The organism is Geodermatophilus sp. SYSU D00814, assembly GCF_054050055.1.
Genome location: NZ_JBJGYP010000004.1, coordinates 70,529 through 89,784 on the forward strand (window position 1 = coordinate 70,529; position 19,256 = coordinate 89,784).

At 76.8% G+C, this 19,256-nt stretch carries 15 protein-coding genes; 7 read left to right on the forward strand and 8 right to left on the reverse strand.

The window, feature by feature from the left end:
- Nucleotides 1-4 precede the first annotated feature (4 nt).
- Nucleotides 5-1,441, forward strand: coding sequence for an amidase (locus ACI780_RS04195; protein ID WP_457000978.1), 1,437 nt, complete (start codon nt 5-7; stop codon nt 1,439-1,441).
- A gap of 72 nt (nt 1,442-1,513) precedes the next feature.
- On the opposite strand, the gene ppk2 is transcribed toward ACI780_RS04195, so the two are convergent.
- The 5 genes from ppk2 to ACI780_RS04220 form a co-directional block, all read right to left on the reverse strand.
- Nucleotides 1,514-2,530 (reverse strand): polyphosphate kinase 2, encoded by a 1,017-nt coding sequence (gene ppk2 / locus ACI780_RS04200; protein WP_456871650.1) that lies wholly within the window; start codon nt 2,528-2,530, stop codon nt 1,514-1,516.
- Between the two features lie 21 nt (nt 2,531-2,551).
- Nucleotides 2,552-3,268 (reverse strand): 1-acyl-sn-glycerol-3-phosphate acyltransferase, encoded by a 717-nt coding sequence (locus ACI780_RS04205; protein WP_457000980.1) that lies wholly within the window; start codon nt 3,266-3,268, stop codon nt 2,552-2,554.
- A 172-nt stretch (nt 3,269-3,440) separates the two neighbouring features.
- On the reverse strand, nt 3,441-8,330 hold the full coding sequence (locus ACI780_RS04210) for an NAD-glutamate dehydrogenase (protein ID WP_457000982.1): 4,890 nt from the start codon (nt 8,328-8,330) through the stop codon (nt 3,441-3,443).
- A gap of 69 nt (nt 8,331-8,399) precedes the next feature.
- Nucleotides 8,400-8,768 carry a phage holin family protein gene (locus tag ACI780_RS04215; RefSeq protein WP_457000984.1) on the reverse strand — a complete coding sequence of 123 codons (369 nt, stop codon included), beginning with the start codon at nt 8,766-8,768 and terminating at the stop codon, nt 8,400-8,402.
- A 99-nt stretch (nt 8,769-8,867) separates the two neighbouring features.
- Complete coding sequence (locus tag ACI780_RS04220; protein WP_456871645.1) at nt 8,868-9,584, reverse strand: GAP family protein; 717 nt, start codon at nt 9,582-9,584, stop codon at nt 8,868-8,870.
- Between the two features lie 72 nt (nt 9,585-9,656).
- Between ACI780_RS04220 and ACI780_RS04225 the strand changes: the two genes are divergently transcribed.
- The gene (locus ACI780_RS04225; RefSeq protein WP_456871644.1) at nt 9,657-10,256 is read left to right on the forward strand and encodes a TetR/AcrR family transcriptional regulator; all 600 of its coding nucleotides are present in this window, start codon (nt 9,657-9,659) and stop codon (nt 10,254-10,256) included.
- Between the two features lie 54 nt (nt 10,257-10,310).
- Nucleotides 10,311-11,498, forward strand: coding sequence for an AAA family ATPase (locus tag ACI780_RS04230; RefSeq protein WP_457000987.1), 1,188 nt, complete (start codon nt 10,311-10,313; stop codon nt 11,496-11,498).
- 85 nt (nt 11,499-11,583) lie between these two features.
- On the opposite strand, the gene ACI780_RS04235 is transcribed toward ACI780_RS04230, so the two are convergent.
- Nucleotides 11,584-12,600 carry an alcohol dehydrogenase catalytic domain-containing protein gene (locus ACI780_RS04235; protein WP_457000989.1) on the reverse strand — a complete coding sequence of 339 codons (1,017 nt, stop codon included), beginning with the start codon at nt 12,598-12,600 and terminating at the stop codon, nt 11,584-11,586.
- Between the two features lies 1 nt (nt 12,601).
- A complete protein-coding gene (locus ACI780_RS04240; protein WP_456871641.1) occupies nt 12,602-13,213 on the reverse strand; it encodes a TMEM175 family protein in 612 nt (203 codons plus the stop codon).
- Between the two features lie 165 nt (nt 13,214-13,378).
- Here ACI780_RS04240 and ACI780_RS04245 point away from each other — a divergent pair, with 165 nt between their 5' ends.
- Nucleotides 13,379-14,146 (forward strand): ZIP family metal transporter, encoded by a 768-nt coding sequence (locus ACI780_RS04245; protein ID WP_456871640.1) that lies wholly within the window; start codon nt 13,379-13,381, stop codon nt 14,144-14,146.
- A 17-nt stretch (nt 14,147-14,163) separates the two neighbouring features.
- Nucleotides 14,164-15,078 carry an alpha/beta fold hydrolase gene (locus ACI780_RS04250; RefSeq protein WP_457000992.1) on the forward strand — a complete coding sequence of 305 codons (915 nt, stop codon included), beginning with the start codon at nt 14,164-14,166 and terminating at the stop codon, nt 15,076-15,078.
- Here ACI780_RS04250 and ACI780_RS04255 read toward each other — a convergent pair whose 3' ends face one another.
- Nucleotides 15,079-16,854, reverse strand: coding sequence for a SpoIIE family protein phosphatase (locus ACI780_RS04255; RefSeq protein ID WP_456871638.1), 1,776 nt, complete (start codon nt 16,852-16,854; stop codon nt 15,079-15,081). It lies immediately after the preceding gene.
- A gap of 176 nt (nt 16,855-17,030) precedes the next feature.
- Here ACI780_RS04255 and ACI780_RS04260 point away from each other — a divergent pair, with 176 nt between their 5' ends.
- Both ACI780_RS04260 and ACI780_RS04265 read left to right on the forward strand, forming a co-directional pair.
- Complete coding sequence (locus tag ACI780_RS04260; protein WP_457000995.1) at nt 17,031-18,710, forward strand: SpoIIE family protein phosphatase; 1,680 nt, start codon at nt 17,031-17,033, stop codon at nt 18,708-18,710.
- An 85-nt stretch (nt 18,711-18,795) separates the two neighbouring features.
- Nucleotides 18,796-19,254 (forward strand): ATP-binding protein, encoded by a 459-nt coding sequence (locus ACI780_RS04265; protein WP_457000997.1) that lies wholly within the window; start codon nt 18,796-18,798, stop codon nt 19,252-19,254.
- Nucleotides 19,255-19,256: the final 2 nt, after the last annotated feature.

Genomic DNA, 19,256 nt, shown 5'->3' on the forward strand with positions numbered 1-19,256 from the left:
CCGGGTGACCCGCGACACCCCGGCCCCTCCCGGCGACGACCTCTGCCTGCGCCCGGCCACCGAGCTGGCCGCCCTCGTCCGCACGCGCGAGGTCTCGGCGCGCGAGCTGCTCGAGGCCCACCTGGCACGCATCGAGCGGGTCGACCCGCAGGTCAACGCGATCGTCACCCTCGACGCCGAGGGCGCCCGGGCCGCCGCCGACGCCGCCGACGCCGCGCTGGCCGCCGGCGAGCAGGTCGGCCCGCTGCACGGGCTGCCCGCGGCGCACAAGGACACCCACGCCACCGGCGGCATGCGCACCACCTGGGGCTCGCCGCTGCACGCGGAGACGGTGCCCGCGCGCGACGAGCTCGTCGTCGAGCGGCTGCGGCGGGCCGGGGCGGTCCGGGTGGGCAAGACCAACGTGCCCGAGTTCGCCGCCGGCTCGCACACCTTCAACCCGCTCTTCGGCGCCACCCACAACCCCTACCGGCACGGGCTGTCGGCGGGGGGCTCCAGCGGCGGGGCGGCCGCGGCGCTGGCCGCCGGGCTGGTGCCGGTGGCCGAGGGCAGCGACATGGGCGGCTCGCTGCGCAACCCGGCCGCCTTCTGCAACGTGGTGGGGCTGCGGCCCACCCCCGGCCGGGTGCCGACCTGGCCGGCCGCGATGGGCTGGTCGACGCTGTCGGTGCAGGGGCCGATGGGCCGCACGGTGGCCGACGTCGCCCTGGTCCTCTCCGCGATCGCCGGGCCCGACCCGCGGGTGCCGATCGCGCTGGCCGACGACCCGGCGGGCTTCGCGGCGCCGCTGCCGGAGGACCTGCGCGGCCTGCGGGTGGCCTGGACCCCCGACCTCGGCGGCCTGGTCCCGGTCGACCCGGCCATCCCCGCGGTGCTGCGCGAGGTGCTGCCGGTGGTCGAGTCGCTCGGCGGCGTCGTCACCGAGGCCTGTCCCGACCTGCGCGAGGCCGACGAGGTGTTCGGCACCCTGCGCGGCTGGCTGTTCGAGGCCACCTTCGGTGAGGCCGTCCGCCGCTCGCCGGACCAGGTCAAGGCGGCCATCCGCGGCAACGCCGCGGTCGGGGCGGCGCTCACCGGTGCCGACGTCGCCCGCGCGGAGACGGCGCACACCCGGCTGTACGAGGAGGTCGTGCGCTTCTTCGGGGAGTACGACGTGCTGCTCGCCCCGACGACGCAGGTGCTGCCGTTCCCCGTCGAGCAGGAGTACCCCGCGGAGGTGGCCGGCGTGCCGCAGGCGGACTACCTGGGCTGGATGCGCTCCTGCACGCTGGTGTCGGCCACCGGCTGCCCCGCGCTGTCACTCCCCGGCGGGTTCACGGCCGACGGGCTGCCGGTGGGCCTGCAGCTGGTCGCCGCCCCCCGCGCGGACCGGCGGCTGCTGGAGATCGCCCACGCGATCGAGCAGGCCACCGGCTTCGGCCGCCGTCGTCCGGTCCTCTGAGGCCGTCTGCGGCTCTCTAGTTCCCCGGCTAGAGAGCCGCAGACGGCGGCATCGAGCGGCTGGGCGGCGTCGTCAGCGGCGCGCGTACCGCGGCAGCGGCGGGGCCACCGGGGTGTCGGAGGACTCCTCCAGCACGTCGGCGGCCGAGCCCACGATGAGCGGGTCGGGGTCGCCGACGACGTCGCAGTCCTTGCCGTCGTAGTCCAGCCGGCACAGCACGTGGCGCATCGCCTCGAGGCGGGCCCGCTTCTTGTCGTTGCTCTTGATCACCGTCCACGGCGCGTGCGCGGTGTCGGTGTGCAGGAACATCGCCTCCTTGGCCTCGGTGTAGGCGTCCCACTTGTCGAGGCTGGCGAGGTCGGTGGGCGAGAGCTTCCACTGCCGCACCGGGTCGATCTGACGCACGATGAACCGGGAGCGCTGCTCGCCGCGGGAGACCGAGAACCACAGCTTGAACAGCAGCACACCGCTGTCGACGAACATCCGCTCGAGCTCGGGGGCCTGGACGAGGAACTGCTGGTACTGCTCCTCGGTGCAGTAGCCCATGACCCGCTCGACGCCGGCGCGGTTGTACCAAGACCGGTCGAACAGCACGATCTCGCCGGACGCCGGCAGGTGCTGCACGTAGCGCTGGAAGTACCACTGGTTCTGCTCGCGCTCCGAGGGCTTGTCCAGCGCGACGACGCGGGCGCCGCGCGGGTTGAGGTGCTCGGTGAAGCGCTTGATCGTGCCGCCCTTGCCGGCGGCGTCGCGGCCCTCGAAGACGATGACCAGCTTCTGGCCGGTGTCCTTCACCCAGCCCTGCAGCTTGAGCAGCTCGATCTGCAGCCGGCGCTTCTCGATCTCGTACTCCCGGCGCTCCATGCGCTCGGTGTAGGGGTAGCCCTCGCGCCAGGTCTCCACCCGCAGGCCGTCGGGCCCGAACAGCTCGCGGTCGTCGTCCCAGTCCTCGTCGCTGTTCTCGTCGGGGAGCGCGTTGAGCCGCCACTTCGACAGGTCGACGACCTCGGCCTTCGCCGGTACCCGGATCGGGGGCCCGCTGTCGGCACCGTCGTCGTCATCGCGATCCACCAGGGTGTCGGGCTGCACGGGAGCCTCCTCCCGGTCGGGTCAGGGACGTCCGCGGCCGTACCCGGCACGGGCGCGGACAGTCCTGCGCCGGCGCGGCGCGGCGCCCGGCACCGGGGACCCGGTCCCGCCGGCCTCCAGCACGTGGGCGACGGCGTACTCGGCCAGCGCGGCGAGCGGGCGGGGGTCGGTGCCCGGCTGCAGGGCCGGCAGCAGGTGCACCTCGACGACGCGGCCGCCGTCGGCGTGCCGCACGGCGACCGGGCAGACGGGCGCCCCGGCGTCGACGGCGGCGGCGAGCGCGCGGGCGCGGAACCGGCCCGGCTCGCCGTCGGTCGCCGTACCGCCGGGGTGGGTGGTGACCGTGGCGCCGCGGCGCAGCAGCTCGGCGACCTCGCCGCGCACGGCGCCGCTGCCGTCGTCGACGAGCAGGCCGCCGCGGCGGGTCAGCGCGCGCAGCAGCGCGGTGTCGACGAGGCCGGCGTCGACCACCGGCGTGCCGGGGACGACGGTGGCCAGCGCCAGCACGTCGGTCCAGCCGGCGGCGTTGGCGACGACGAGGCGGGGGCCGCGCGGCCACGCGACCGGTGAGGGGACGACCCGCACCCGCAACCCCCGGGCGCACAGCAGCTCCGCCGCGGTGCGGACCCGCAGGCGCTCCCGGCGGCGGTCCCCGCCCCAGGTCGCGGTGGCGGCACGGACGGCGGTGCGGGCCAGCACCGGCGTCAGGGCGGGGCGGGCGGCGGTCGGGGTGGTCATCGGGGCCTCCCGGGTGGTCCGGTGTGTCCGGGGGCCAGCGTCGGCGGCGCAGGTGTCCGGCGGGTGACGGGCGCCTGCACGGCCGTTGATCATCGGATACGTGCACGGGACACGCGCGGACACGCCGACGCGAGCGGCACGCAGCCGATGATCAACTCGCGGGAGGCACTCCTCAGCGGCCGCGCAGCCCCCGCAGCGTGCGGACGGCGACCACCAGCTCGGGCAGCTCGTGCCGGTCGCCGGCGGCGATGTCGGCGAGCTGCGCGGCCGCGCGGCGCTGCGGGGCGTCCCAGCCGCCGACCCAGTCCGCCACCAGCCGGGCCGCGTCGGAGCCGCTCCGCCCGGACAGCACCTCCACGGCCAGCTCGGCCTGCTCGGCGGCGAGGTCGTCGCGCAGCGCGGCGCGCGCCATCGACGGCCAGCGCCGGTCCCGCGGCAGGGCGATCACCAGCTCACGCAGCGGCACCAGCGACAGCCGGTCGGCCAGCTCCTGCGCCACCCGCCCGACGAGCTCGATCGGCGCTCCGGTGCGCTCGGCGACGACGGCGAGGTCCAGCGCCGCGGGCAGCAGCGCCGCCGCGGCCAGCTCCCCGGCCAGGTCGGTGGGCACCCCGGCGGCGCGCAGCTCCTCGGCGCGCGCGGCGTAGGCGGCCGCCTCGTCACCGAGCAGCCAGCCCGGCAGACCCGCGCGCACGGCGGCCACCGGCGCGGCGAACCGCTCGGTCACGGCGGTGATGCCCACCGCCGGGCGGCCGGCCAGCTCGGGCAGGCGCAGCAGCCACCGCGCCGCCCGCTCGGCCAGGCGCGTCGCCTCGACCCGCAGCTCGACCTGCACCGGCGCGGGCACCCGGTTGTCCAGCGGCCGGACGGCGTCCCACAGCCGGTCGACCTCGAACACCGCCCGGGCCACCGCGTGCGCCCGCACCACCGAGGCGAGGTCCAGGCCGGTCTCCTCGGCCAGCCGGAAGACCCCCGTCACCCCCGCGGTGTTCACCGCCCGGTTGGTCAGCGCGGTGGCGACGATCTCCCGGCGCAGCGGGTGGGCGTCGACCGCCGCGGGGAACCGCTCGCGCAGCGGCGCGGGGAAGTAGTCGCGCAGCAGCCGGGCCAGCGCCGGGTCGTCGGGCAGGTCGGAGGCCAGGACGGCGTCGTTGACCTCGAGCTTGGCGTAGGCCAGCAGCACCGACAGCTCCGGGCTGGTCAGCGCGTGCCCGTCCCGGCGCCGCTGGGCCAGGGCCCGGTCGTCGGGCAGCGCCTCCACCGCCCGCACCAGCCGGCCCGAGCGCTCGAGGTGCCGGATGAACCGCTCGTGCGCGTCGAGCAGGCTGCGCGCCCCGGCCACCTCGGCGGCCAGGGTGGCGTTCTGCGCGTGGTTGTCGGTGAGGACGGCGGTGGCGACCTCGTCGGTCATCTCCTCCAGCAGCGCCGCCCGGCCCTCGGCGTCGAGCTGCCCGGCGTCGACCACCCCGTTGAGGGCGATCTTGATGTTCACCTCGTGGTCGGAGGTGTCCACGCCGGCGGAGTTGTCGATGGCGTCGGTGTTCACCCGGCCGCCGGCCAGCGCGTACTCGACCCGGCCCCGCTGGGTGAGGCCGAGGTTGCCGCCCTCCCCCACGACCCGCACCCGCAGCTGCCCGCCGTCGACCCGGACGGCGTCGTTGGCCTTGTCGCCGACGTCGACGTGGCTCTCGGTGGCCGCCTTCACGTAGGTGCCGATGCCGCCGTTGAACAGCAGGTCCACCGGCGCGAGCAGCACCGCCCGCACCAGCTCCGGCGGGGTGAGGGTGTCGACGTCGTCGTCGAGGCCCAGCGCGGCGCGCATCGGCTCGCTCACCGGGATCGCCTTCGCCGTGCGCGGCCACACCCCTCCCCCGGCGCTGATCAGCGCGGTGTCGTAGTCGGCCCACGAGGAGCGCGGCAGGTCGAACAGCCGCCGGCGCTCGGCGAACGACGTCGCGGCGTCCGGGTCGGGGTCGACGAAGACGTGCCGGTGGTCGAAGGCCGCCACCAGCCGGATGTGCTCGGACAGCAGCATGCCGTTGCCGAACACGTCGCCGGACATGTCCCCGATGCCGACGACGGTGAAGTCCTGGCTCTGCACGTCGACGTCGAGCTCGCGGAAGTGGCGGGTCACCGACTCCCACGCGCCGCGGGCCGTGATGCCCATGGCCTTGTGGTCGTAGCCCACCGAGCCGCCGGAGGCGAAGGCGTCGCCCAGCCAGAACCCGCGCTCGACGGCAACGGCGTTGGCGATGTCGGAGAACGTCGCCGTCCCCTTGTCGGCCGCGACGACGAGGTAGGCGTCGTCGCCGTCGTGCCGGACGACCCGCGGCGGGGGCTGCACCCGCCCGCCGACGATGTCGTCGGTGAGCGAGAGCAGGGCGCCGATGAACAGCCGGTAGCAGGCCTGCCCCTCGGCCTGGACCTCCTCGCGGGAGGCGCCCTCGGGGGGCGGGTTCCGGACGACGAAGCCGCCCTTGGCACCGGTCGGGACGATGACGGTGTTCTTCACCATCTGGGCCTTGACCAGGCCGAGGACCTCGGTGCGCAGGTCCTCGCGGCGGTCGGACCAGCGCAGGCCGCCGCGCGCGACCGCGCCGAAGCGCAGGTGCACGCCCATCACCCGCGGCGAGCTGACGAACACCTCGCGGGCCGGCCGCGGCTCGGGCAGGTCGGGGACGGCGTGCGGGTCGAGCTTGATCGCCAGCGGCCCGCCCGCGTAGTAGGTGGTGCGCTGGGTGGCGAGCACGGCGGCCAGCAGGCTGGTGAGCACCCGGTCGGCGTCGAGGGACTCGACCCGGCCGATCGACTCGCGCAGCGACGCGGCGAGGTCCTCCTGCCGGGCGGCGCGGCCGGCCTCGCGGTCGGGCGAGAAGCGGGTCTCGAACAGCGCGACCAGCCGGGCGACGACGTCGGGGTGCCCGGCCAGCACCGACTCGACGTAGGACATGCCGAAGGGCAGGCCGGCCTGGCGCAGCCACTGCACGTAGGCGCGCACCACGGTGACCTGGCGCCAGTTCAGCCCGGCCAGCAGCACCAGCGCACCCAGGCCGTCGTCCTCGGCGTCGCCGCGCCAGACCGCCGCCACGGCCTCGGTGAACCGCTCGGGCAGCGAGCCCGGGAACGGCAGCTCCCCGCCGGGCGCGGTCAGGCCGAAGTCGTAGATCCACGCCGGCCGGGCGCCGATCCGGTCGATCTCGTAGGGCCGCTCGTCGACGACGTCGACGCCCATGTGCTGCAGCACCGGCAGCACGTCGGAGAGCAGCAGCCGCTCCCCCACCCGGTAGACGGTCAGCCGCGGCTCGGCGGCGTCGGCGCCCCGGGGACGGCGCAGCCGCAGCCCCAGCTCGCCCGGCGCGAGCGCGTGGAGGCGGGCGAGGTCCTCCACGGCCGTCGTCGCGGGGAAGTCGTCCTGGTAGGCGGCCGGGAAGGCGTCGGCCACCCGGGACAGCACCTGCTCGGCCTCGGCGCCGTACCGCTCGCCGAGGGCGTCGGAGAGGTCGTCGGTCCAGCTGCGGGCGACGGCCGCCAGCTCCCGCTGCAGCAGGTCGACGTCGACGCCGGGCAGCGTGGGCGCACCGCCGCGGGCGACCGGCACCCGCACGACGAAGTGCAGCCGGGTGAGCACGGACTCGGTGGAGTAGGCGCTGAACTCGATCTCGCGGCCGCCGAGCCGGGACAGCAGGATCTGCTGCATCGCCAGCCGGACCTCGGTCGTGTAGCGGTCGCGCGGCACGTAGACCAGCGCCGACCAGAACCGGTCGTAGGGGTCGCGGCGCAGGAACAGCCGGGTCCGGCGGCGCTCCTGCAGGTGCAGCACGGCCATCGCCACGGGCAGCAGCACGCCGGCCGAGGCCTGGAACAGCTCGTCGCGCGGCAGGGTCTCCAGCACGCCGACGAGCTCCTTGCCGGTGTGGCTGTCGGCCGGCACGCCGGAGCCGGTCACGACCTCCTCGACCCGGCGGCGCACCAGCGGCACGTCGCGCACGCCGGTCGCAGCGGCGGTGGTCGGGAACAGCCCGACCAGGCGGTGCTGGCGGGCCGGGCCGCCGTCGGGGCCGGGGAGGGTGACCGCGACGAGGTCCAGCCAGGCGCGCCGGTGCACGGTGGAGCGGATGTCGGCCTTGGTGACGGTCACCAGCGCCGGTCCGAGCGGCCCGGCGGCCTCGGGCAGGCCCGCGGCGGTGTCGCTGCGCAGCACGCCCAGGCCGGACCCGGGGACGGCGCGCGTCGTCGTCCCGACCTCCACCTCGCGGGCCCCGAGCAGCACGAGGTTGCCGTCGGCCAGCCAGCGCAGCAGGGCGGCGACCTCGGCGGGGTCGTCGGCGGGGTCGGCGGTGTCGAGGGTGCCGATCTCCTCCAGCCGGGTGGCCAGCTCCAGCGCGCGGGCGGCGATGCGCGGCGCGTCCTCGTCGACCGCCCGGACGTCGGCCAGCACGGTGCGCAGCCCGGCGACCAGGTCGTCGGCGGCCTCGTCGTCGAGCGGGCCGTCGAGGACGACGGCCATCCACGACTCGGCCAGCGCGTCGGGCCCGCAGTCGGCGGCCTCGGTGCCGCCGCTGTTGCAGAAGGCGCGCAGGCCCCCGGAGACGTCGCGGCGGACCACCACCACCGGGTGCACCACGTGCTGCAGGCCCACGCCCTGCCGGACCACCTCGGCGGTGACCGAGTCGACGAGGAAGGGCATGTCGTCGGTGACGGTGAGCAGCAGGCCGCGGCCGTCGTCGAGCCGCTCGACGACGACGGTGGCGGCGCCCTGCGCGCGGACGGCGGCCACCCGCAGGTGACGCAGCGCCAGCGCGGCGAGGTCGGCCGGGGCGTGGCCGAGGACCTCGGCGGGCGGCTCGCTCCAGTAGTAGCGCTGCAGCAGCGCCGGGAGGTCGGTCCGGCCGCAGCCGGCCGGCAGCCCCGGCCCCTCGTCGAGGGTGTCGGCGGCGACGCCGGCGGCCTCGGTCAGCAGTGCCCGTTTGCGGTCGTTGGCCGCCTCGAGGGCGACCAGTCCGGGCGGGACCTCGTCCTCCGGTCGACCGGGGACGACGGTGTCCACGGCGTCGGTGCTCATGTACAGCGAAACTACTGCGGCTGCGGGCGCGCGTCAGCGGTAGGTCACCCGACCGGCGCGCCGCGGCGGTCAGCCCCGGTCGAGCACGAGGTCGGCGGCCCACCCGACGACGGCGAGCACCAGGCCCCCGAGGACCGCGGTGCCGAACCCGTCGACCGACAGCCGGTCCGACAGCCAGGCGGTGAGCCCGAGCAGGGCCGCGTTCACGACCAGCAGGAACAGCCCGAGGCTGAGCAGGATCGCGGGGAAGGACAGGAACCGCAGGATCGGCCCGACCACGGCGTTGACCACCGCGAAGACGAGCGCGACCCAGAGGAAGGTGCCGCTCACCCCCAGGGCGCCGTTCTCGTTGCCCTCGACCTCGATGCCCGGCAGCAGCCGCGTGAGGCCGTAGAAGGCCAGGGCCATGACGACGACCTTGAGCGCGAACCTGATCACGGCGCCACGCTAGCGGCGCTCCCTGGCAGTCCCCTCGCTCTCGGCGTCTCCAGGTCCGTCTCGGGTCGGCACCAGAGAGCCCTGGAGGCCGGTCGGGGATCAGCGCAGCGGCAGGGCGTCGGAGACGAGGTAGACGCCGAGCAGGACCAGCACCCAGGCCGTCGCCTCCCCCGCGTTGCGCGACAGCCACGCCTCCATCCGGGCCAGGGCCGGGGTGAGCCGGTCGTGCAGGGCGACGCGGGCGCCCAGCAGCACGAGGGCGGGCAGGACCATGACCAGGCAGTAGCCGGCCAGGACCGCGACGGCGGTGCCCGCGCCGGTACCCGCGGTGACGAGCAGGGCGATCGCGGCCAGGTACGGGACCATGGAGACCGCCTCGATCCCCACGGCGGTCGCGGCGAGCACCACGACGGCGCCGGGCGGCCCGTCGCCGCGGGCGCGCTCGCGCCAGCGCGCCAGCCGGCCCGGTCCCCGGGCGGCCCGTGCGGCGCGCCGCCGCTCCTTGCCCGCCCGCGTCCACGGCTCGACGGTCAGGCCGAGGACGACCAGGACGACGCCGACCCCGACGAGCACGGCCCGCCCGGGGGTGCTGTCGAGCGCGGTCCGGAGGGGGTCGAGCAGCTCGCCGGCGCCGAGCACGAGCGCGACGCCCAGCAGCAGGTAGGCCCCGGCGACGGTGCCGAGGAACAGCAGCACCCGGCCGACCCGGACGCGGCCCGGGGCGGCCATGAGCCACAGCGGGAGCGCCAGGGTGCCGATGCTCGTGCTGTCCACGAGGGCCAGGCCGGCCAGCGGCAGCAGCAGGGCGGGGTCCACGGGTCCTCCGGCGGTTCGCAGCACGACTGTGCTGGTACGGCGACGGTAGCACGGTCGTGCTAGAACGGGGCCGTGCCCAGGACCGTGGACGCCGAGCAGCGCCGGCGCGAGATCGCCGAGGCGGTGTGGCGGGTGATCCGGCGCGACGGGGTCTCCGGCGCGTCGGTGCGCAACGTGGCCCGGGAGGCCGGCACGTCGATGGGCTCGCTGCGGCACTGGTTCGCCACCCAGGACGAGCTCCTGCACTTCGCGATGACCCTGGTGATCGAGCGGGTCCGGGCGCGGGCGCAGGGGGTCGCGACGGCCGGCGGGCCCCTCGTGCCGCGGCTGCTGCGGGTGCTCGAGGAGGCCCTCCCCCTCGACGAGGAGCGGCGGGCCGAGACCGAGGTCTGGCTGGCGCTCACCGCCCGGGCCCTGGTCGACCCCGGGCTGGCCGGGCTGCGCGACCGGTCGGCCACCGAGCTGCGGGAGTTCTGCGGTTCCGTCGTCCGGGCGCTCACGGAGTGCGGCGAGGCACGCGCCGGCCTGGACCCCGACCTGGAGGGGGAGCGGCTCTACGCCGTCCTCGACGGGCTGGCCGTGCACTCCGCGACCCGCCCGTCGGCGCTGCCCCCCGACCGGGCCCGCGCGGTGCTCGCGGCACACCTGGACTCGCTCCGCGACACGACGTAGCGGGCTCTACCGATCTCTACCGCGACGGCTAGACGGGGCCATACGGTGCTCGACGTGGACCCCGTGCGGAACCCCTACGCCCCGGGCGCCGGCCAGCGGCCGCCCGAGCTGGCCGGCCGCGACGACGAGCTGTCGGCCTTCGACGTCGTCCTGGAGCGGATCGCGCGCGGCCGCCCGGAGCGCTCGCTGGTGCTCACCGGGCTGCGCGGGGTCGGCAAGACCGTGCTGCTCAACCAGCTGCGGTCGGCGGCGATCGGCCGCGGGTGGGGCACCGGGAAGATCGAGGCGCGGCCGGACCAGTCGCTGCGCCGGCCGGTGTCCTCGGCGCTGCACATGGCGCTGCGCGAGCTGCGCCACCCCGACCAGGAGTCGATGGACGCCGTCCTCGGCACGCTCAGGGCCTTCGCCCAGCGGCTGGCCCCGGCCGATGCGAGGGTGCGCGACCGCTGGCAGCCGGGCATCGACGTCCCCGCCGCCACCGGCCGCGCCGACTCCGGCGACATCGAGATCGACCTCGTCGAGCTGCTCACCGACGCCGCCGGGCTGGCCGCCGACGTCGGCAGGGGCATCGCGCTGTTCGTCGACGAGATGCAGGACGTCCAGCCCGCCGACGTCTCGGCGGTCTGCGCCGCCTGCCACGAGCTGTCCCAGCAGGGCGCGCCGCTGATCGTCGTCGGCGCGGGGCTGCCGCACCTGCCGGCGGTGCTGTCGGCGTCGAAGAGCTACTCCGAGCGGCTCTTCCGCTACCTGCGCATCGACCGGCTCGACCGGCCCGCCGCCGACCGCGCGCTGCTGGCCCCCGCCGAGCGCGAGGAGGTCACCTTCGAGCCGGCCGCGCTCGACGCCCTCTACGACGCCGCCGACGGCTACCCGTACTTCGTGCAGGCCTACGGCAAGGTCACCTGGGACGTCGCGGCCGCCTCCCCCATCACCGCCGCCGACGTCGCGATGGCCGCGCCGGTGGCCGAGGCCGAGCTCGCCGTCGGGTTCTTCGGGTCGCGCTACGACCGCGCCACCCCCGCCGAGCGCGAGTACATGCACGCGATGGCCGAGCTCGGCGGCCCGGCCGGCGCCCCGGTGGCGACGTCGGAGGTGGCCGCGACGCTGGGCCGCAAGCCGGCGTCGCTGTCCCCGGCGCGCGACTCGCTGATCAAGAAGGGGCTGGTCTACTCCGCCGAGCGCGGCCAGATCGCCTTCACCGTGCCGCACTTCGGCCGCTACCTGCTCCGCCACCCCGACTGATCGGGCGAGGCAAAGGAAGCTATGCGCACGTTCTCGGGCGCAGGACGTGCGGATAGCTTCCTATGCCTCGGCGGGCGGCGGTGGCTCAGCGCACGAGGACGAGCTTGGTCGCCGGCTGGAGCCACACCTCGGCGGCGTCGGCGAACGGCGCGGTCGTCGTGGGGACGGCGAGCGGGTCGAACACCCCCGACGCGGCGAGCGCGAGGACCTCGGGCAGGTGCCGGCGGGAGTCGGCGCGGGACAGGTGCACGGTGATCCCGCGGGTGTACATCTCCAGCAGCGGCAGCGAGGCGTCGCCGAAGAGGATGCCGACGACGGTCAGCAGCCCCTGGTCCTCCGTCGAGCGCACCGCGCAGGCCAGCCCGGCCGGGTCGGCGGTGCCGTCGACCACCACCTCCGCCCGGTCGAACCGGCGCGGCCAGTCGCCGTCGAGCCGGGTCACCTCGGCGCCCAGCGCGGCCGCCGCCGCGCACCGCGGCCCGTCCCGGTCGACGTAGCGCACCCGCCCGGCACCGAGGGCACCGGCGAGCGCGACGGCGTAGAGCCCGATCGAGGGCACCGCGCCGGCGAGCACCAGCACCCTGGCCCCGGGCCGCTCGCGCAGCTGCGGCCCCACGGTGCGCCAGGCGTCGACGGCGTTGTCCGGCAGCGTCGCCAGCGCCGCGTCCGGCAGGTCCTCCGGCGCGGGGAGCAGCGCGTGGTCGGCGTGCGGGACGGCGAGCAGGTCGGCCACCGCGCCGCCGTGACCACCGCCGCGCTCGCCGAACCCGTACGCCGCGCCGGCCGGGGCCCGGTACGTCGTGCACGCCACGGTGCGCCCGGCCCGGCACGGCCGGCAGGAGCCGCAGGAGACCTGGAACGGCACGCTGACCCGGACGCCGGGCCGCAGCGCGACGTCGGCACCGACCTCGACGACCTCGGCCACCACCTCGTGGCCGACCGGGTACGGCCCCGGGAAGAGCCCGAGCGCGGCCATCGGCGCGTCGAGGTCGCAGCGCGCCACCGCCAGCGGACGGACGAGGGCGCCGTGCGGCTCGACCCGCGGGTCGGGCATCTCCTGCCACGCGACGCGGCCGGGCCCGGTGGAGACGAGGGCGCGCACGTCAGGCCGCCCCGGTCGCACGGCGCGCCACCACCCGCCGGACGGGGCCGGCCAGGAACAGCAGCAGCAGGGACAGGTAGTTGGGGACCGGGGAGAGCACGCCGAGCAGCAGCGCCACGGCGAACAGGCCCGTGGTCACCGCGGAGGCCGCCGGGTCGACGTCGCCGGCGTCCACGCCGGGACGGCGCAGGGCGGGCCGGCGCGACACCAGCAGGGCCAGGGCCGACTGGCAGGCCGAGGTGAGGGTCATGGTCCCGACGTAGACGGCGACCGCGAGCCGGTCGGCGCCGTAGACGGCGGTCACCTGGGTGGCGAAGGGCAGCAGCACGATGCTCAGCACCCACAGCAGGTTCACCACGAGGAACGCGCCGTCGTAGGCACCGACGAGCTCCACGAGCCGGTGGTGGGCCAGCCAGAGCTCGGCGATGACGAAGAAGCTCAGCCCGAAGGCCAGGAACTGCTGCCACTCACCGGCGAGCAGCGCGCCGAGCGACTCCTGCGGCGCGCCGGAGGGCAGCACGTCGACCAGCGGCAGGACCAGCAGGGTGATCGCGATGGCCACCACGGCGTCGACGAACGCGGTCAACCGGTCCAGCCCTCGGTCGGTGCGCACGGGGGGAGGCTAGGGCGGGAGCAGCCGCCGCGACCGCGGTCCGTGCACACAGCGCGCCCGAGGAGGCCCCGCGACGACCGCAGGTGCACGAACCGTCGTCGCCCGGCTGCCGCCCGCCCCGCCGCCCGGTGGTTGAGCAGCGCAACCGGGGGAAGACAGCCGTCCGTGCCGGGTGCGCTCGAGGCGGGGCTGTGGGGGCTGCTGGGCGGCGCCGCCCTGGTGCTGGGCGCGGCGGTCGCCTGGTTCGTGCGGGTGCCGCGCACGCTCATCGCGTCGGTCATGGCGTTCGGCTCCGGGGTGCTGATCTCCGCCGTCGCCTTCGACCTCGTGTCCGAGGCCGCCGACACCGGCGGGCTGGGCCCGACCGCGATCGGGTTCCTCGGCGGCGCGTTCGCCTACCTGGGCGCCAACGCCCTGCTGGCCCGCCGCGGGGCGCAGCACCGCAAGCGGTCCGGCGGCGAGGGGTCCCAGAAGCAGCCCTCGGAGGAGGAGCAGTCCGGCAGCGGCGCGGCGATCGCCGTCGGGGCGCTGCTCGACGGCGTCCCGGAGTCCGTGGTCCTGGGCCTGGGCCTGCTCGGCGGCGGTGCGGTGAGCCCGTCGGTGCTGGCCGCGGTGGTCATCTCCAACGTGCCCGAGGGGCTCTCCAGCGCCGCGGGGATGAAGGCCAGCGGTCGGCGGGCGGGCTACGTCTTCGGGGTCTGGGGCGGCATCGCGGTCGCCAGCGGCGTCGCGGCCCTGGTCGGCTACCTGGCCCTCGGCGACGCCGCGCCCGAGGTGGTCGCGGTCATCACCGCCGTCGCGGCGGGCGCGATCCTGACCATGGTCGCCGACACGATGATCCCCGAGGCCTTCGAGCGGACCCGCACCTGGACCGGCGTCATCACCGCCGTCGGGTTCCTCCTGGCGTTCGCGATCGAGCGCCTCGACGTGTGAGCGGGCAGGGTGGCGGCATGACCGAGCCCGTGCAGATCAGCATCCCGGTCGACGGCGGGGACCTCGCGGCCCTGCACTGGGCCGCCGACGCCCCCGGCTCCCCCATCGCCGTCCTCGTCCACGGCATCACCGCCAACGCCCTGGCCTGGGCTCCGGTGGCCGCGGCGCTGGCCGGGGAGTTCGAGGTCGTGGCGCCGGACCTGCGCGGCCGCGCCGGCTCGGCCGGGCTGCCCGGCCCCTACGGCCTGGAGCGGCACGCCGAGGACGTCGCTGGCCTGCTGGACCGCTTCGGCGCCGACGACGACGCCGGTGCCGACGCCACCGTCCTCGTCGGCCACTCGATGGGCGCCTTCGTCGCGGCCCTGGCCGCCGCCGGCACCGCCCGCGACCGGGTGCACGGCCTGGTGCTCGTCGACGGCGGCCTGCAGCTGCCCGAGCCGCCCGGCGCCGACGTCGACGCCAAGCTCGCCGCCGTCCTCGGCCCCGCGCTGGACCGGCTGTCGACGACGTTCCCCGACCTGGCCGCCGTCCGCGCGTTCTGGGCGCAGCACCCCACCGTCGGCCCGTGGGTCGACGTCCCCGCGGTCGCCGCCTACCTGGCCCGCGACCTCGTCCCCGGCGCGGTGCCGCTGCGCAGCGCCTGCGTGCCCGCGGCCGTGCGCATCGACGGCGGCGACGTGCTGCTCAACGAGCGGGTGCTCGAGGCGACGGCGAACCTGCCGGTGCCCGCGACGCTGCTGTGGGCCCCCGCCGGCATGCTCGGCCAGCGGCCCGGGTTCTACGACGAGGTGCGGCTGGCCGGACTGGGTCTGGAGCCGGCGGGCATCACCGCCCGCGAGGTGCCCGGCACCGACCACTACTCGATCCTGTGGGCCGAGCAGGGCGTGGCGGCCGTCGCCGACGCGGTGCGCGCCGCGGCCGCCCGCACCTAGTCAGCGCGCCGGGCGGCCCACCACCGGCGGCAGCACCTCGGGCCCGGCCTCGGCCGGCCGCTCGCGGCCCACCGGGTGCGCCCGCACGGCGAGCACCGCGACGTCGTCCTCCACGCCGTCGCCGAGCATGCTGGCCAGCAGGTCGTCGCACAGCGCGGACAGTCCCCTGCCGGCGGAGGCGGCCAGCAGCCTGCGCACCGCGTCGCGGCCCTCGTCGAGGGGGACCCCGCGGCGCTCGAAGAGCCCGTCGGTGAACAGCAGCAGCGTGGCGCCCTCGGGCACCAGCACCTCGCCGTCGGCGCGCGGGCCGCGCCAGCCGATGCCCAGCGGCGGGCCGACCGGGGCGCTCAGGTCGCGGACCGTGCCGTCGGGCAGCAGGAGCATCGGGTCCGGGTGCCCGGCCGAGGACCAGCGCAGCCGGCGCACCCCGGCCGCGCGCTCGGCGGCGTCCTGCTCGACCCGGCAGACCAGCGCGGTGGCCATCGCGGGGACGGCGAGGCCGACCAGGGCGTGGTCGACCCGGCGCAGCACCCCGGCCGGCTCCTCCAGCCGGTCGAAGGCGATGCCGCGCACCAGCGTCTTGACCTGCCCCATGGCCGCGGCGGCCTCGATGTCGTGCCCCATGACGTCGCCGATCACCAGCACGGTGTCGCCGTCGGGCTGCAGGAAGGCGTCGTACCAGTCGCCGCCGATGGACACCCCGCGGGTGGCCGGCCGGTAGCGGACGGCGAGCTCGAGGGAGTCCGGCTGCACGGGCGGGGAGAGCAGGCTGTGCTGCATGCGCTCGGCCACCTGCTGCGCCGCGCTGGAGAGGCGGGCGTTGTCGAGGGCCAGCGCCGCCCGGCGCGAGGCGATCTCTGCGGTGCGCAGCTCGGCGTCGGTGTGCGGTCCCCGCTCCGGGCCGTTGACCAGCGTGAACGCCCCGAACAGCTCGCCGCGCGCGAGCAGCGGGAACGTGGCGACGGCGGAGACCCGCAGCGCCGCCAGCGCCTCGCGGCCGGCCTCGTCGGCCACCATCACGCGGACGTCGTCGTCGGTGACGTGCCGCAGCACCACCGGGTGGCCGCTGGCCAGCGCCGTGGGCACCGGCGCCGCGGGCCGGTTGCTGCGCACCCGCAGGTCGGCGTAGCGGTGCATCGCCGCGACCATCGCGGGGTCGCTGTGCGCGCGGCCGACGTCGCGGCGGCTGCCGTCGGGGTCGACCACGCTGACCAGGCACCAGTCGGCCAGCAGCGGGACGACGAGGCGGGCGAGCCGGGCCACGGCCTCGTCGACGTCGGTGGTGGCGGTCATGGCCTGGCTGATGTCGCCGAGCAGCACCAGGTGGCGGGCCGCGTCCTCCGCCCGCGCCGCGGACTCCGCGGCCGCGGCGGCGGCCTGCTCGCGGGCGGCGGTGGCCGCCGCCCGCTCCTCCTCGGCGCGGCGCTGCGCGGTGACGTCGTCGTAGGTGACGACCAGGCCGGCGTCGGTGAGGAAGGCGTCGGCGTGGAACCAGGTGTCCAGCGGCGCGTACCAGGCCTCGGTGGAGCCCGACCCCCCGCTGCGGCGGACCTGCCGGTAGAGCTCGTCGAACGGGCCGCCGACGGCCTCCGGGAACTCCTCCCAGATGCCGCGGCCGGTGAGGTCGGCGGCGGTGCGCCGGAGCAGGGTGGCGCCGGCGGGGTTGACGTAGGCGAAGCGCCAGTCCTCGTCGAGCACGAACAGCGGCCGCTGCATGCCCTCGACGACCTGCACCAGCAGGTCGTTCGGCGGCGGGGCCAGGCCGTCCGGGGTCACGGGAGGACATGCTGCCGCACGCCCCCACCCGCACCCGCCCTCCGGTACCGGACCGCCCCGTACAGGTGACGCGCCGGCGCGTCGGCCGGTTGGCAGCCGGGGGCGCCTCCGCCACGATCACGGTGGTGTCCGAGGGAGCCGACCTCGCCCCGACGGCACCGGGAGGACCTCCGACGATGGCCGATCCGCTCGCCGACCCCGGCTCCGGGTACGGCGTGCCTCCCGGCCCCCAGCCCACCGTCCCCCTCCCCCGCCGCACGCCCCCGCCCGGCGACCCGGCGGCGCTGGCCGCGCTCGTCGACCGGCTGCCGGCCGCCGTCCTCGCGCTGGACCCGGAGGGCCGGCTGACCTGGCTCAACGCCGCTGCCGAGCGGCTGCTCGGGCACCCGCAGGCCGACCTGCTCGGGCAGGTGCTCACCGAGGTGCCCGGCACCGCGGGACGGGCCCTGGCCTCGGCGGGGGCCGAGGCCGCCGACTCCGCCGAGCCGGTGACCGTGCAGGCCGGCGGCGGCTGGTACGAGGTCCGCGCCGCGCGGGCGGCCGAGGGGCTCGCGCTCACCGTCTCCGACGTGTCCGGCCGCCGGACGGTGCAGGAGCGCGCCGACCGGGCCGCGGCCCGCGCGACGTTGCTGGTGCGGGTCGCCGCGGAGCTGTCCGGCGCGCTGGACGACGTCTCGGCGCTCGGCCGGCTCGCCCGGCTGGTCGTCCCGGTGCTGGCCGACGGCTGCGTGGTCACCGTCGTCGACCGGGAGGGCCGCACGCGTGACGTCGGCTCGTGGCACGCCGACCCCGAGCGCCGCGACCTGCTGGCCCGCTACGCGCGGGTGCGGCTGGACACGCTGCCGCCGGAGTCGCCGGTGGGGCGGGCGCTGCGCACGGGGGAACCGGTGTCGGCCCCGGTGACCGAGGTGCTCGCGCTCATGTCCGACGAGCGGACGCGGGAGATGCTGCGGGACCTGCGCGCGGAGTCGGTGCTGGTGCTGCCGCTGCCGGCCGAGTCGCGGACCGTCGGCGTCCTGTCGCTCTACCTCGACGCCGGCCGGCTCACCACCCCCGAGGACCACGCCACCGCCCGCGCGGTGGCCGTGCAGGCCGGCCGCGCGATCGACCGGGTGGGCCGGCAGAGCCGCCAGATCCAGCTCGCCGAGGCGCTGCAGCGCAGCCTGCTCACCGCACCCCCGGCCTTCCCCGGCGTGGAGCTGGTGGTCCGCTACGTGCCGGCCGCCGAGGCGGCCCGGGTCGGCGGGGACTGGTACGACGCGTTCTCCCACCCCGACGGCGACGCGGTGGTGGTGATCGGCGACGTGGTCGGGCACGACACCGCCGCCGCGGCCGCGATGGGCCAGCTGCGCGGCCTGGTCCGCGGCATCGCGCACTCCAGCCGGGGCGGGCCGGCCGAGGTGCTGCGCGGCCTGGACGAGGCGATGGCCGCCATGCACGCCGGGACGCTGGCCACCGCCGCCGTCGCCCGGCTGGAGGCCGGGGGCACGCGGCTGCGCTGGGCGAACGCCGGCCACCCGCCGCCGGTGCTGCTGCGGCCCGACGGCGGCGTGACGGCGCTGGCCCACGAGGAGGCCGACCTGCTGCTCGGCGTCGACCCGACCGCGGAGCGGCGGGAGGACGTGGTCCCGCTGGCCCCCGGCTCCACGGTGCTGCTGCACACCGACGGGCTGGTCGAGCGGCGCGGCAGCACCCTCGACGAGGGCACCGAGCGGCTGCACCGGACGCTGGCCGAGCTGGCGGGGCTCCCGCTGCCGCGGCTGTGCGACGAGCTGCTGGCGCGGCTGCTGCAGGGCACCCCGCAGGACGACGTCGCGCTGGTGGCGCTGACGGTCAGCCTGCCCTCCCCTGAGTGACCCTGCGGCGCGGGACACGGTTGGGCCGGCGGTGGGCTGGGCACCCCGGGAGCGTCCGAGAACGGGACCACGACGGAGAGAGGACATGGGCCGACTCACGTGGCCGCTGCGGCCTCTGCCCGACGGGCGGGGTGAGCTGTGGCGATGGGACCTGGAGGACGTCGCCGAGCTCCCCGGGGCGCGGGCCGGACTGCGCGAGCACCTCGGCTCCCTCGGCTTCTCGCGCGACCCCGACGACCCGGCGTCGGACCGACTGGTGCTCGCCTTCGACGAGCTGGCCTCCAACGCGCTGCGGCACGGGCGGTCCCCGGTGGTGGCGACGGTGGTCGCCGGCACCGGCGGCTGGCTGCTCGACGTGAGCGACCGGGACGCCGACACGATGCCCTCCCCCGCCGTCGGGCGGGACCCGTCGAAGGGCGGCCTGGGGCTCTACCTGGTGGCCCGCCTGTCGGTGGCGCACGGCTGGTACGTCGACGACGGCTGCAAGCACGTGTGGGCGTGCCTGCCGACGAGCGTCGAGGAGTGCGCGGTCACCTCGGCGTGACG